The sequence below is a fragment of the Rubritalea spongiae genome, assembly GCF_042652385.1.
Classification (GTDB): Bacteria; Verrucomicrobiota; Verrucomicrobiia; order Verrucomicrobiales; family Akkermansiaceae; genus Rubritalea; species Rubritalea spongiae.
The window spans coordinates 571,841-586,247 of sequence record NZ_JBHSJM010000001.1 but is presented as its reverse complement, the minus strand read 5'-3'; the positions used below and the strand labels follow the sequence as shown (position 1 = coordinate 586,247).

Here is a 14,407-nt window from a genome sequence, read left to right as displayed (position 1 = left end):
GTTGTTTTCGATGGATATTGGTATGGCAGTAAAGTTGCTAATGCAACTTATTTGTAAAAACGTTAGAGAGCTGCATTAGGCAGATGTTTGAGCTTTTTCTAGGAAGGCTTGGATGTAATCCACGTTGGCATCTTCTTCTCGGACACCGAGGTGGATTTGTTTGTGCACGCCTTTTTTGCCGAGTTTGACGGGGAAGATTGCGTAGCGTTCGGCGTATTCGTTGACGAGCCAACGCGGTAGTGCTGTGACGCCACGTCCGCAGGCGACCATTTGAATCATGATTTCGGTGGTTTCGATGATTTTCTGGTGCTTGACGGTTCTTCCAACTGGAGTGAGGAAGTTAGAAAAAATGTCTAAACGATCTGAGCAGACCGGGTAGGTGAAGAGAGTTTCCTCGCTCAGTTCTTCGGGCTCCACATACGTATGGTTTTTTAGTGGGTGATTTTCGCTGACGACGAGGACTTGTTCGTAGTCAAATACTGGAATGAAGGTGAGCTCTGGTTTCCGCACGGGGTCAGGGGTGACGATGATATCAATTTCATGCGTAAGCAGGGCTTCGATTCCGGCAAATTGGAATTTCTGAATGACATCGAGGTCAACCGATGGCCAATCCTGTAGGTAGGTGTTGGTCATTTTTTGTAGCCATTGGTAGCAGGGGTGGCATTCCATCCCGATTTTCAAGACCCCGCGTTCGCCTTTGCTGAACTGAATGAGCTGGCTTTCGGTGCGTACGAATTGTGGGATCAGGCGGCGTGCTGTATTGAGTAGGTGTTGGCCCGCCTGAGTCGGGACGAGTTGTCTGCCTTTTCTCTGCCAGAGTTTTACTCCTAATTGGTCTTCGAGTTTGGACATACTATGACTGAGGGCAGATTGAGTGAGGTGCAGAGACTCTGCGGCAGCAGTCATGCTTCCTTCTTTCTCAACAGCGAGAATGATTTCGAGATGGATTCGTTCTAAATAGTTCATCGGTTACTCGGGATAATCCATGAATGTGCTTCATGGATAGATGATTAATGACCATTTTTTTTCATAGATCAACTCTGATACGGTCCAAATCATGCAAACGAAACAGATTGTATCGCCAAGAGCAGAATACCTAAAACCTAGGAGTGAGGGGTTCCACTATTCTATAAAGCGTATTCGCTTCGATGAAAATTATCAACCAGCCGATAGCACGCGGGTGACGACCAACTTTGCCAACTTGGCGCGCGGTGAGAGCCGTCAGGAGAATTTGAGGAATGCGCTGCGGATGGTGGATCGTCGTTTCAATGCGCTAGCACATTGGGATAACCCAAAAAGTGACCGCTACGCAGTGGAGCTCGAGATCATCTCAGTGGATGTCGATGTCGCTGGCAATGGCGAGACTTTCCCTTCGATTGAAATATTGAAGACCAAGATCTATGATCGCAAAAACGATCAGCAGCTCGATGGCATCGTGGGCAATAATTTTTCCTCCTACGTCCGCGACTATGATTTTAGTGTGCGGCTGCGGGAGCATAATAAGAATCAAAAGAAATTCAGCATCCCTGAGGACTTTGGAGACCTGCATGGTAAGCTGTTTAAAGATTTTCTGAAGTCTGCGACCTACCGCGAGAATTTCAGTAAGCCGCCAGTCATCTGCTTGAGTGTCTCTGATAACAAAATCTATCAGCGTACTGAAAATCAACACCCGGTGCTCGGGGTGGAATACAAGGCAAATGAATCTTCATTGACCGAGCAGTACTTTAAGAAAATGGGTTTTGAGGTGCGCTATTTTTTGCCACCTCACAGTGTGGCTCCATTGGCTTTTTACCATTTTGGAGACTTGCTCAGTGACTATACCAACCTCGAGTTGATCGGGACGATCAGTACGATGGAGACGTTTCAGAAGATCTATCGCCCAGAGATTTACAATGCCAATGCAGTGGCTGGAAATCTCTACCAACCGAATTTGAAGAACAGCGACCATTCACTGACACAAATCGTCTACGACCGAGAGGAACGCAGTCAGTTAGCGGTCAAGCAGGGCGTCTTCGCTGAAGAAAATTTCATCAAACCTTACCAGTCGATCTTGCAACAATGGTCAGCGAATTGCGCTGTGTAATGAATCGATACCACCAAGACATTATGAAACAATTATTACCTACATCCACTGCGGGGAGCTTACCGAAGCCATCATGGCTGGCAGAACCTGAGCAGCTCTGGTCACCCTGGAAGCTGCAAGGTCAGGAACTCATCGATGGAAAAACGGATGCGCTGCGCGTTTCGCTGCAGGAGCAAAGAAGGGCGGGCATCGATATAGTCAGTGACGGTGAGCAGACGCGTCAGCACTTCGTGACTACTTTTATTGAACACCTCGATGGGGTGGATTTCGAAAAGCGTGAGACGGTTAAAATTCGTGATCGCTATGAGGCAAGCGTGCCGACTGTGGTGGGTCCCGTTAGTCGTCCGCATTCGGTGTTTGTTAAAGATGCGAAATTCCTGCGCGAGCAGACTGATCAGCCGATCAAATGGGCCTTGCCGGGACCGATGACGATGGTCGACACGCTATATAATGCACATTACAAAAGTCGTGAAAAGCTGGCATGGGAGTTTGCGAAAATCCTCAACCAAGAAGCGAAAGAGTTAGAGGCAGCTGGGGTGGATATTATCCAATTTGATGAGCCTGCTTTTAATGTCTTTTTCGAAGAAGTGAATGCGTGGGGGATCGCTTGTTTGGAGCGCGCGATTGAGGGACTTCAATGTGAAACGGCGGTGCATATTTGTTATGGCTATGGCATTAAGGCGAATACTGACTGGAAGAAGACGCTCGGTTCAGAGTGGCGCCAATACGAGGAGGTATTTCCTAAGTTACAGCAATCTAATATCGATATCATTTCCTTAGAATGCCAGAATTCGCACGTGCCAATTGAGTTGATCGAGCTGATCCGTGGCAAGAAAGTGATGGTTGGAGCCATCGATGTGGCGAGTAACGAGATCGAGACTCCGGAAGAAGTCGCGGCCACTCTGCGAGAAGCGCTGAAGTATGTGGATGCCGATAAGCTTTATCCATGCACTAACTGTGGGATGGCTCCGCTTTCGCGTGAGCTAGCCAGAGGAAAGCTCAATGCCCTGAGTGCTGGCGCTGAGATTGTGCGGAAAGAACTCGTCGCCAAGCTAGATTGTTAGTTCCTGATTTTCACCCATGAGAAATTGCCTAAGGGGGAAGAGCGACTGCCGTAGCTGGGGGGCTATGGCAGTCGCATAGCTTAGGCTGTATGGACAAATCTTGAAGCTAGAGAGATTTGAGTTTGTTAGAATTACTCGTTATACCACGTTGGGAATGCGATTGGGTATTAGTTAGCTTGTTCGCGCCTTGTCAGTTTCTATAAGCTGGAGCACCATGACATCAACTGAGCAGCTTAAAGGATATTATTTAGAAAACGTTCATGGAGATCATTGAATTAATCACAGTCCACCTTTCAACTATTCTAGGACTGGCCGCCACTGGGGTTTTTGCGGGTGTGTTGGCTGGGCTGCTGGGAGTGGGCGGCGGCATTGTCATTGTGCCGGTGCTGTTCTTCCTTTTTCAGAGCTTTGGCGTATCTGCCGAGACTGCGATGGTGGTGGCGACTGCGACTTCATTGGCGACGATCGTGCCGACTTCGATCAGCTCGATTCGCTCGCACTGGCGCAAGGGGAATGTCGATTTCAGCCTGTTGAAGCGCTGGGCCGGATGGGTGTTCGCTGGCGTGTTAGTGGGGAGCTGGTTGGTGACGCGGGTGGATGGCAGCTGGTTGACGGTGTTGTTCGGCGTGATCGCTACCTTGTCGGCGCTGAATATGCTGTTCCGGACCGGCAAGTCGGCTTTGTTTGACGGGTTGCCGGGAAGGCTCGGTCAGGCACTGATGGGGAGCTCGGTGGGGTTCTTTAGTTCGATGGTCGGAATTGGTGGGGGAACGATCTCAGTGCCCTTGCTCACCCTTTATGCGTATCCGGCACACCGAGCTGTGGGCACTGCGGCAGCGATTGGTTTGATCATTTCCTTGCCGGCAGCGCTGACGATGTTGGTGTTCGGTTCTACTCCAGCGGATGCTCCTGCGGGGACTTATGGTTTAGTTAATGTACTCGGCTTCCTCTGCATCATGCCGCTCACCGTGCTCTGCGCGCCAGTGGGAGTCGCGATCGCTCACAAGTTAGATGCGGTGAAGTTGAAGCGCGTTTTCGCCGTGGTGCTGTTGATCACAGGCGTGCGGATGTTGCTGCAGGTGTTTCTGTGAGAAGGAAGAGAGTTTCAAATAAGCCATGAGAGGGGATTTTGAAGTGTGGCACTATTGATGGATCCTTACTTCTCAAGGGGTAGGCAACCTACGACTATTGTGATGAAGCGATAAGAGTCGGCTTGTGTATGAATATCATGACTCACGATCAATCTGAGCCATAAGAAAGAGATCAACCAAGATATGAGAATTTCCTATGTAGCTGTTTTCAATTTACTCTCGAATTCAGCTAGGGCAGCAAATTTTTTCTTTTCAAATCCTGCTAGAATAGATTTACGGGCTGCTGAAAGCTCAGGCTTTGAAACTTTGCCTTCAAAACCTATCAAAGACACCTCAACTTCCATATCTACGTTTTTTTCTGCTTTTAAAGGAGTTGGGAATTTCAAATTTATTCTACATACACCTTCCTCTAATCCTAAGATTACTTTATATTTTGCAGTCAAACTGTTCACTTTAATACACTGCATATAAGCACTTTTTGAAAAGAATTGAGTCCCATCAAGATGGTCACCATTAAGAGCCATTTTTTTTACATTTCCTTTTACCCAGTTAAAGTCTTTGGGCAGGTCGCCTGTGGCATCAACTATAAAGTCCACATCAATCAAGGCTTCAAAATCAACACCCTTAGATAAATTTGAACTTAAACATGCCAACATGAAGCGAATTCTTGTCTCGTTATCAGAAAACGAATCGAAGAATATGCGGTCAGCGACATTCTCTTTATCTATTTTTCCTAGCTCCAAGAGCTTCTTTTCGAATCGGCGTGCATACTTGCCTATAACAGAGCGTACCTCTTTTGATCCATATGACTCAGTCACATTTAACTGATTGTTATTGGAGTCTATAGACCACTCTACTTTCCCTTCATGTATCTGTTTGTTCTCAGTCCAATTAGATAGTAAATCAGATCTTTCAATCTCAACTTCTAATACCACTTTTTTACCGCAAGTTGAAATTTGAGGTGTAGGCATACCCAGTATTTTATAATTTGAAAACTCATCAGAGTGAACATCATTTTTAGAAATTTCTACATTTAAAATTTCTTCAATGGTCAATGAATTCGTAGAACGACGGTGAGAGTTCTGCTTTTCGCGATTTTCATTATCTCTAGCTAATGAGAACAGTTCTATGAATTCACTCGGGGATAATATAGCAGCACATATAAAAGGAACTGTATCTTGTTTTTCACCTCTACTAAAATACCCCTTTCTCTTAGCAAATTTATTTAAATCACTAGCACTAATGCATGGTTGTGTAAGAAACTGACGTAACTTATCTCCGTATGGAAGGAATCGGGGGCCAGAAGTCATTATATATTTAGGTTCTTAATTACAATATTTTCCATGAAGTCTGAATCATCAAATCTTATCTTCACTTCTGCGACTATCTCCTTGTGCTGCAATTCATTGTAATTGGGGAATGCAATAATACACCTCTGCGGCAAATCTTTCGAAATAGCAGCAGCTAGTCCTATCAGTAAAAGCAAGCTTGATGAAGATATAGGATCTGAGCAGGTGAAAATAAGGTGCTTCATGCCATCTAGGCCGTGTGGACAAATTGACTATCTAATCCAATCCATTATGGATGCAAGACATATGAAGGATACGAAAGTCTCGCTCAATCTATCGTAGCGAGTGCCTATTCTTCTATAGCGCTTAATTCTAGCAAAGTAGTTCTCTACTACATGACGCCTTTTACCGACTTCTTTGATATAAAAAGGCTTCTTCTTTCGATTTTTTCGCCCTGGTATGAGTGCCACGCCTCCGAGCTTTTCAATATGCTCTCTCAAGGCATCTGAATCGTAACCTTTGTCAGCAAGTACAATACAGTCGGCAAGTTCACCTAATAGCTCTTCAGCTGTTTTTATTTCAGCTTCATTGCCTGGACGAAGGATTAGATCTAGCAACTTTCCATTACTATTTGTCATCGCATGTAGCTTACTGTTTCGACCACCCTTTGTTTTCCCAAAGCATTGATCTTTAGAGGTGTCACATTGATAGCAAGCATCTTGGTGAACTTTAATGTGAGACCCATCAATGATTTTGAATTGATCCTCGTTTTTGAGTTTAGCTGTGGCCTCTAGTAACTCCTTGAAGACTCCTTTTTTAGACCAACGCAGATGAAATCGATAGACACTATTCCACTTTCCGTAGCGCTCAGGAAGCTGATTCCACTGGGCTCCTGTTACCAGAATCCACCAGATTCCGTTCAGAGTTCGGTCAAAATTAGCAGGTTTTCTGCCTTTTCCTGAACTGTTAGATTTTCTCTGCTGAGATTTAAGTTAATTTTTTTAGGTGCTCTTTGAGCACGTCCGGCATCGCTGTCGCAAATTTATTCATTTTCCAGCGGCAGAATGCCGGATTTCATTGATAAATCAACGATTAATCAATTTGTCCACACGGCCTAGACAAGTTGACTTAAAAGGTATCACATTTGATGCCAATAGAGCAGCTGGCATCACTGTTGACGAAGTGTTGAAATCAGCGGGGTCAAGACTGCTTGAATCATTAATGTTCACAAACTCTGTTTTAGAGTAATCAGTCTTGGCAAATTTGATACTATCTCTAATAAAATGAACTCTTCTGTTATCGAGTACATAAAATCCATCAAACTTGGAGTCAGAGAAAGATCTGGAGCTTGAAATTCCTTCTAGAACGGATTCTTTGGTAGAAAGATACTCAGAAATCCAAAAAAGAATACCCACATATTTTATGTTTTCTATTCTTGATTTTCCCTTTGAATAATTACTCGAAACACTACTTCTCTTATAGCAAGATAGAGCTTCTTGGATATCAGAGCTAAACTCATTAAATTTAGAGCTCAGATTTTTGACGTAAGGCTTAATTGTGTGCTTTACTGAGATCAAATGGTGAACAAAATCTTGAGGGTTTTCCCAAGATTGAGCAGGGAAAAGAATATCAACACCGTGTGTTTTCCTCGAATTGCCATCTTTATTAAGATGGTTTGAATCAGAACATGGGATTGAAAGGCCTTTTTTATTTGCGTTCCATCCAATTAAGTTAAAAAAGTCGCTGGCCAACTTTTCTCCATCTTCTCCGCTAGTTTTCGATTTTTCACCCACGAAACGACATCTAACAAACGAATAGCTCTGAGGTAAAGTGGGAAATAGACCTTTCCAGACCGCGATCTTTACGTGAGCTTATACTGCCATCGTAATAGTTCCGTTTTTGATCCTCCTCTTTGTTTTTGATCCTCCTCTTTTTGACTAAAATCGAAGATATCTACCAACCTCTTGCTGGATGAGGAGCGCAGCTCAAGAGGTAATCGTAGATGTGCCGAAGGCCGCTCCTAGCTTGCTTGGAGCGTTATGCCGATTAGCTCTTGAGAGAGCACCGCAAGAAGGCTACTTGAGTAAATGATTTACACCTGTTGAATTTTTATGTTGTTGCGTAGGATGAGTGGACGCTAGATTTTTTGTTAGAAATGGACGAAAAGAAGTTTCAAAATCACCGACTCATTTTGGCCTATCATGGTTGTGAGCGTTCAGTTGCGGACAAAGTACTGAATGAGGGTGAACACTTACAGCCAAGTGGAATAACTACGACTGGTTAGGGAAGGGGATTTACTTCTGGGAGCATGGACCGAATAGAGCCTTGGATTGGGCTAAGAAGAGTAGAAAGATTCAAGATTCTGCTGTGGTGGGAGCGGTGATCAATCTTGGGCATTGTTTTGATCTCTTTGATCAAGCTGCGATTCACAGTTTAACTGAGCTTTATCCTGTATTCTCAAATTTGTACAAATCTGCAGGTAAGGACTTACCGATGAATCAGCAAGGGTTTCAAGATGACCCCGATAACCTCAAGCGTCATTTAGATTGTACGATGATCAATTGGGCGATGGATTTTCTAGAACTCGAAGGAAAGCACTATGATAGTGTGCGCGGTTTGTTCCCAGAAGGGAGACCAGCTTTTGAGGGTTCTGGCATTATGGCTAAATCGCATATACAAATTGCGATTCGCAATACGGCTTGCATCGTTGGCTATTTTAGACCATCTTAGCCTCATGGAAGAAAAGCGTGAAATAACTCTTGAGGAAGCTGTAGAGGCTGTGAAGGAGCGCGCTCGTAACATGAGCATTGAGGAGCATATCGAGGTTTTTAAGAAAATCGGTATTCTCAATGAGAAGGGTGAAGAGAACCCTGGATTCGTCGGTCTTAGAGAATTGATCGCTAAGTAAGTTTTTTTCAGGATAAATGTGTTGAGAGCAGCCAAACGGTTGCTCTTTTTTGATGGTGGATGGAGGCTAGCTTCTCGGTGAAAAACTAGCCTCAGTAGTTTTCTACATTGGTTCGATGTAGGTGATGACGACGAAGCTGGCGCCTTCTGGGTCTTTGAGGTAGGCGATGCGGCCGACTTCTGGGCAGTCGAAGGCCTGCATGAGGACTTCACCACCGGCTTCGGTGCAGGCGCGGACGGCGGCATCGACATTGTCGACCGTGACGTAGACGCTCCACTGGATGGGGGATTTTTCACAGGTCATGGCACCTGCTACTTTTTCCCCTTCTTTATTGGTGAAGCAGGTGTAGGTGCCTGAGCCATCGGGCATGGGGTTTTGCTCGGAAGTCCAGCCGAAGACTTTGCTGTAGAAGTCGGCAGCGGCTTGTGGGTTATTGGTATTGAGTTCAGCCCATGAGGGGGCTCCGTGTTGGTTTCTGATATCTTTGCTCATAATCGATTCCGCTTTTCGTGGCGGCGAATCAGAGTTCAACACAGTGTTGTGACAACCCTATGTCAGTAGGCTTGAAAAAATGTTCGGGAAATTTTTCTCATGATGAGGGTGTGTGATGGGTAGCGAGTTCTTGTGCTCGCTGGACGAGGATTGTTTGGAGCGCAGGAGAGTTAATTACTTGGACAGCGGTGCCAAAGGAGAGAAGCCAGTTGGCAAGCCATTCGAGTTCACCAGTGACGAGTTCGACAATGACTGTGTCCGCCTGTTCACTGAGTGTGCGTATGCCAAAGCTCCACTCGCGCTGCGCGCGGTCGAGGGCCCAGCGTGAGAAGGCGACTTGGACGCATTGTTTAGGCTCATTGGCGATCCACGACTGGATGCAGTCGCTGATAGTTTGGTGGTCGCGGTATTCGTAGCTTTGCTCAGTGAGGGTGTAGCCGGTGACTCGATCGAGGCGGAAGTCTCTAAAGTCATTGCGCATTTTGCACCACGAGAGGAGGTGCCAGCGGTTTTGGTAGTGGACGAGTTCTAGTGGTTCGACAGGGCGGGATGTGGTGTTGCCCATTCTGTCTTGATAGTCTAGGAGGATGATTTTTCGTTCGACCATGGCTTGCTGGACACAAGCAATATCGATTTGATGGGGTGCTGAGTGAGAATCGTGCTGGAAGAAGGAGGTGCGCTGTTCGAGCTTTTCAAGCGATTCGAGTAATTCTTTTGGGAGGACGGCTTGAATTTTTAGTACGGCACTTTGCATGGAGGCGACGACGGAGGGGTCGGTGATTCCCTGAACCAGTACACTGGCGGTGGCGATGGCCATAGCTTCTTGCTGAGAGAACATGACGGGAGGCAGGTGGTAGCCGTGCATGAGGCTGTAGCCTCGGCCTACTTCAGCAATGACAGGCACGCCGGCTTCACCGAGGGCGGTGATATCGCGGTAGATGGTGCGGACGCTGACTTCAAAGTGCAGGGCAATGGCTTCTGCTGTGATCTGCCTCTTGCTCTGTAAGAGGAGAATGATGGCCACTAAGCGGTCAACTCGGTTCATGGTAACAAGGGGCGCATGGTGGTGGAAAGGTTAGTACTCCATTGATGTAGGCTTTGAAAATCTGGGGGGAGAGTTCATGAGGTTGAGCGCAGGATATTAGATAGAATTGCGCCGACGAAAAGTCTGATCGGCGGGGCTGACTGAGGAGTGTGCTTTATCTCTGAGAGTGGCTTGGTTGTCGTTCCTCTTCTCTGATTTCAAAAAGAGTGATAGTATCATGTGATTTTATGAGGTGAGTTTTTGTATCGATTAGTCAAATACAAATAGCACTCCAAATGAGACGAATAATTTTTATGGAGGCTTGAAGAGTTGCGCTCCGCGAAAGAAAAGTGGTCTCGGGCACTTTGTTGATAAATCAGCGTTTCTCTTCAGTCACGATGCTCGCATCGCTTCTTCATAGAGCCTTGATTTCCCAACAAATTGCACCGTCATTCGTCTTTTATGTGAAGAGAGGTCAACTGGTAAGTTGAAGTCCCTTTCTATTTGGTTTGTGATGAAGTGTGTTGAACAACGGAATCTGGCTTTTATACGCACTCTTATTGAAGCTCTACTTGGCTTACGGTGCAGGATTGGTTCCGTTTCGTTGTTTAAAGTTTCAGAACGCTGCTCTCTCATTTACACATTCATGCATGTTGACGATATGCCCGCAGTCGTTCTGGAAAATCGATTTGTGTTGTTCATTGAAACTTGTTTTCGATAGCTGTTAGGCTGTTTTTGCTTTTAATGCCACAAGTGGCTGATAATCGATCTGCTTTTGCCAGAGTGTAAGCATAACCACACTCAACTTGCGTGCTACAGCGACGATCGCTTTGCGTTTTGCGATTCGTCCACCACGCTCTGCGATTCGCATACCATGCCTCTTAAGGTCGCTATCAGGGCTGCTTTTGCGCATGATATACTGTGCACATTGAACCAGTAGTGTTCGCATCTGCCTGTTGCCCGCTTTACTTATGGAGAGCTGCTTATCGACATCTCCAGATTGGTCTCTTCGTGGAACGAGTCCTAAATAGGCAGCTACATCTCGTGAGTTTTTAAAACGAGATGCATCATCTATAGCCAGAACGAAGCTAACCGCTGATAGAGCTCCGACGCCAGGTATTTGCATCAAACGCTTTGCTTCAGGGTGCATTTCAAGCATTTCCTCTTTGAGGTAGCGATCGGATTCTTTGATTTGCTCAGTCATCGTTTCAATCACTACGAGTAGCGGTTCTACTAACTCAAGTTTAGTTGGATATGTGGCGAGTGCTTTTCTTGCATAGCCTGCAAAACTTGCTGAACTAGGGGACATCAGCCGTACCCCAAGGCTTTTAAGGCTAAACCTAACAGAGTTGATGAGATCAACACGTCGTTTTACCAAGGTGTCACGCATCGCGATACGTTGGCGGTTTTCGAGATTATCAACCGACCCGTGCTCTATAGGGTACAGCAAGCTTGTATCAACGCGCGCGATCTTGGCGAGCATTTGGGCATCTCGTTTATCACTTTTGCGTTCGTTGCAATAAATGGCGCGTAGTTTACGCGCATTGGCGACAATGACTCTATGACCTCGGTCTTTGAGATAGTTGCTAATCCATGGGCTGTGAGTTCCGACTTCCATAGCGATGAGTGCATTGGGGTAATTCGTGCAGAGTGTATCGAGTCCTGCGTAGCTATTAGGAATAGTTTTTTCGACAAGGGTATCTCCATTCTTGTCTAGTACACAGATTTGATGTTTTTTATCACTGAGGGCGACGCCGACTACTGTTGCTTGCTTTGTGTTATTTTCCATAATGCATGAGCTTACCAGCAACCATGGCGCGGCCTCACCTCTCTTCTCATCCTATCTCATTTGAATCGCGAAGTGGTATATAAAAATTAGTTTTGTAATGATAGTATCAAGTGATACTATTGCTCCGTGAATCCACCGTTTGTCATTACGCCAAAGATACTTTCTCAGGTAAGCCGGATTGAGCGTCTGATTGGGCGTGTAGAAAGCCATGATCAACCGAAACCTCAGCCGCAGCTGAGAAAGTCCAATCGGGTGAAGACCCTGCAGGGTAGTTTGGCTATTGAAGGAAACTCGTTAGATGTGGAACAGATCACAGCCGTATTGGATGGCAAGAGAGTCATCGCTCCCAAGAATGATATTTTGGAGGTCATCAATGCCAATGAGGTTTATGAACATCTGTCTTCTTTTGATCCGTATACACCGAATCATCTCCTGCAAGCTCATGGGATGATGATGAAAGAAATTCTTCCGAATGCTGGGAGCTGGAGAACGAGCAATGTGGGCATTTTAAAAGAGGGAGCGGTTTCTCATATAGCTCCACAGGCAGACCGCGTAGAATTTCTAGTGAACGATCTGTTTGATTTCCTGAAAAGTGATCACCACGCGCTGATTAAGGGGTGCGTCTTTCACTATGAGTTTGAGTTCATTCACCCTTTTCAAGATGGAAATGGTAGGATCGGACGTTTTTGGCATAGTCTTCTGTTATTTCACTACCATCCCATTTTCGAATATATCCCTGTGGAGTCGATCATCAAAGAGCACCAGCAAAATTATTACGATGTGTTAGAGGTTTGTGATAAGGCAGGAGAGTCGACAGCTTTCATAGAGTTTTCGCTGGATATGATTCTCAAAGCTCTGGAAGGCTTCTTGGATGTGTTTCGCCCCCAGAAAGTCACTGGGAATAGTCGCCTCGAACAAGCGAGAGAGCATTTACAATCAAAAGATTTTTCCAGAAGAGAATACATGGCTCTGCACAAAAGCATCTCAACCGCCACAGCGAGCAGAGATTTGAAATCAGGAATAGACCAAGGTCTGCTTCTGATCCAAGGGGAACGTGCTTTGAGTCGATATAGATTTAAAAAGTCGCTCAAATAAATCAAGGCCTGAGCCGGATAATCCCTTCGGGCTAGATTTCTTAAATACAAAAAAGCCGCTGAAGTGTATCAGCGGCTTTTTTATTGAAGTGGTAGGCCTACCAGGACTCGAACCTGCAAGGGTACATCCTGTGACGCTGATGGAATAAAGGATTCATCGTCTGCAGAAAGCGAGTGGACACATATATTGATACAGATTGCTGACGCTGGGAGTCCTGAATTGGCGTTTCTGGTCGAATCTTGGTCTTCGCTTAGTGAGGACACCAAGGCTGCAATTCTAGCGATTGTTCAAACCTCCATAGAGAGGAGGGGAGAGGGTGGAAGCTGATAAAATAAAAAGGCTTCCTGATGCGCCAACACCAGAAAGCCAACAATCTGAAACAGATTTAAGAGGTTTTCAGACTAATACTCACAATCACAGAAAACAAGTCTATACGCTCAAGCCACGTGAGGCGGGTGGATGTGGATGCGCTGCTAAGCGCGCCGCGCCGACCGTCTCACAGGCTGAGCGCGAATACCTTGAAATCTGCCGTCGTGAGTCAGGTGAAGAAGTCGATCTGGAGCAATATGAGAAGACTCAAGCGCAAAGGACTTTGCTTGAGGCTCAATCAAAATCCATTGGTGAGAAGTTAGAATCTGTGGGGGTGAAGTCCTTTGAAGACACAAAGCTTCACATCATTGGTCTGATTACTGGAATAGCAGAACCGATCACGTCTTATCGAAACATTGTTTTTCTTCCCTCTGTAGCTGCAAGAAAGCGGAGAAAGATGCTACTGCAGCTAGAGTATTTCATGTGGAAGAATAAGCATTGCCGCATGTGGGTGTTCACTACTGGGCAAAGGACTTCGATTGAAAATGTTCGTGAAGAGATAGGGGTTTTGCATCGTCGACTGTCGAGGTTGAATAATCAGTCCTTCATGAAAGCCGCGGGTGTTCAGATTGTCTTTCGTTCTACTGAACTCGGAAGCCTAGAGCGGATAGCAGGGGAAGCGACTTTTCACCTGCATGCTCACACGATCATCAAGCTGAGTCGTTACTTGCCGCCCGAGGATTGGAGTTATCTGCTTAAGCGTGTTAGAGGCTGGTGGAAGCATCATTTCAGTGACTCGAAAGAGATTCATTCAGCTAGAGAAGCGTGTAAGTACGTGGTGAAACCCTCTGATGTTGAAAGCCTTGAAGCGTTCGAACTAAAAGAGCTCTACGAGCAAATGTTCAGGCTTCATCTAGTGCAATGTCTTGGTGAATTGAAAGCCCAACGAAAAGAGTTCAAGGATGCTGACGTGATGCCAAGAAAACAAGGCGAGATATGGACAACAGTAGGGAACTGGAATGCGGGAAGAGGCAAGCCATCAACAAAGCCGAGTAATGGAAATTCATTAGTGTGTACACTTCCACCGGCTGCTTACGTGGATAGACTGAAAGAACCTGCTGCGATCGTAATGAATTACATGGGGAGAAAATTGCATAATGATCGTTTGAAGAGAGCACATGAGGCAGCACTGGATAAATTGCATCAATAAATCGATTAATTCTAGAGTGTCTGAAATGATTCGACATACTTCTCCATACATCT

13 protein-coding genes and 1 pseudogene are annotated in these 14,407 nt (G+C 45.7%); 7 read left to right on the top strand and 7 right to left on the bottom strand.

Annotated elements, in window-relative coordinates:
* Positions 1-75: 75 nt before the first annotated feature.
* Positions 76-966, bottom strand: coding sequence for a LysR family transcriptional regulator (locus ACFPK9_RS02905; RefSeq protein ID WP_377093113.1), 891 nt, complete (start codon positions 964-966; stop codon positions 76-78).
* Between the two features lie 91 nt (positions 967-1,057).
* Between ACFPK9_RS02905 and ACFPK9_RS02900 the strand changes: the two genes are divergently transcribed.
* The 3 genes from ACFPK9_RS02900 (at position 1,058) to ACFPK9_RS02890 (ending at position 4,238) form a co-directional block, all read left to right on the top strand.
* A complete protein-coding gene (locus ACFPK9_RS02900; protein WP_377093112.1) occupies positions 1,058-2,083 on the top strand; it encodes a DUF1852 domain-containing protein in 1,026 nt (341 codons plus the stop codon).
* 23 nt (positions 2,084-2,106) lie between these two features.
* Positions 2,107-3,147, top strand: coding sequence for a methionine synthase (locus ACFPK9_RS02895; RefSeq protein ID WP_377093111.1), 1,041 nt, complete (start codon positions 2,107-2,109; stop codon positions 3,145-3,147).
* Positions 3,148-3,407: 260 nt separating this feature from the next.
* A complete protein-coding gene (locus ACFPK9_RS02890; RefSeq protein ID WP_377093109.1) occupies positions 3,408-4,238 on the top strand; it encodes a sulfite exporter TauE/SafE family protein in 831 nt (276 codons plus the stop codon).
* Between the two features lie 194 nt (positions 4,239-4,432).
* On the opposite strand, the gene gapS4b is transcribed toward ACFPK9_RS02890, so the two are convergent.
* From gapS4b to ACFPK9_RS02875, 3 genes and pseudogenes are all read right to left on the bottom strand, one after another.
* Complete coding sequence (gene gapS4b / locus ACFPK9_RS02885) at positions 4,433-5,548, bottom strand: GapS4b family protein (protein ID WP_377093108.1); 1,116 nt, start codon at positions 5,546-5,548, stop codon at positions 4,433-4,435.
* A 251-nt stretch (positions 5,549-5,799) separates the two neighbouring features.
* Positions 5,800-6,480 (bottom strand): annotated as a pseudogene (locus ACFPK9_RS02880) (IS5 family transposase); the annotation flags it as partial.
* Positions 6,481-6,612: 132 nt separating this feature from the next.
* Complete coding sequence (locus tag ACFPK9_RS02875) at positions 6,613-7,320, bottom strand: PD-(D/E)XK nuclease domain-containing protein (protein ID WP_377093107.1); 708 nt, start codon at positions 7,318-7,320, stop codon at positions 6,613-6,615.
* A 532-nt stretch (positions 7,321-7,852) separates the two neighbouring features.
* Between ACFPK9_RS02875 and ACFPK9_RS02870 the strand changes: the two genes are divergently transcribed.
* Together ACFPK9_RS02870 and ACFPK9_RS02865 are read left to right on the top strand one after the other, a co-directional pair.
* Positions 7,853-8,257, top strand: coding sequence for a hypothetical protein (locus ACFPK9_RS02870; RefSeq protein WP_377093106.1), 405 nt, complete (start codon positions 7,853-7,855; stop codon positions 8,255-8,257).
* 4 nt (positions 8,258-8,261) lie between these two features.
* Complete coding sequence (locus tag ACFPK9_RS02865; RefSeq protein ID WP_377093104.1) at positions 8,262-8,435, top strand: hypothetical protein; 174 nt, start codon at positions 8,262-8,264, stop codon at positions 8,433-8,435.
* Between the two features lie 102 nt (positions 8,436-8,537).
* On the opposite strand, the gene ACFPK9_RS02860 is transcribed toward ACFPK9_RS02865, so the two are convergent.
* From ACFPK9_RS02860 to ACFPK9_RS02850, 3 genes are all read right to left on the bottom strand, one after another.
* Positions 8,538-8,927 (bottom strand): VOC family protein, encoded by a 390-nt coding sequence (locus ACFPK9_RS02860; RefSeq protein ID WP_377093102.1) that lies wholly within the window; start codon positions 8,925-8,927, stop codon positions 8,538-8,540.
* Between the two features lie 97 nt (positions 8,928-9,024).
* Positions 9,025-9,972, bottom strand: coding sequence for a helix-turn-helix transcriptional regulator (locus ACFPK9_RS02855; protein ID WP_377093101.1), 948 nt, complete (start codon positions 9,970-9,972; stop codon positions 9,025-9,027).
* Positions 9,973-10,675: 703 nt separating this feature from the next.
* Positions 10,676-11,740, bottom strand: coding sequence for an IS110 family RNA-guided transposase (locus ACFPK9_RS02850; protein ID WP_377093099.1), 1,065 nt, complete (start codon positions 11,738-11,740; stop codon positions 10,676-10,678).
* A gap of 126 nt (positions 11,741-11,866) precedes the next feature.
* Here ACFPK9_RS02850 and ACFPK9_RS02845 point away from each other — a divergent pair, with 126 nt between their 5' ends.
* Together ACFPK9_RS02845 and ACFPK9_RS02840 are read left to right on the top strand one after the other, a co-directional pair.
* Positions 11,867-12,835, top strand: a complete 969-nt coding sequence (locus tag ACFPK9_RS02845) for a Fic family protein (protein ID WP_377093097.1) — start codon at positions 11,867-11,869, stop codon at positions 12,833-12,835.
* Between the two features lie 316 nt (positions 12,836-13,151).
* Entirely contained in the window at positions 13,152-14,354 is a 1,203-nt protein-coding gene (locus ACFPK9_RS02840) for a rep family protein (RefSeq protein WP_377093095.1), read from the top strand.
* Positions 14,355-14,407: the final 53 nt, after the last annotated feature.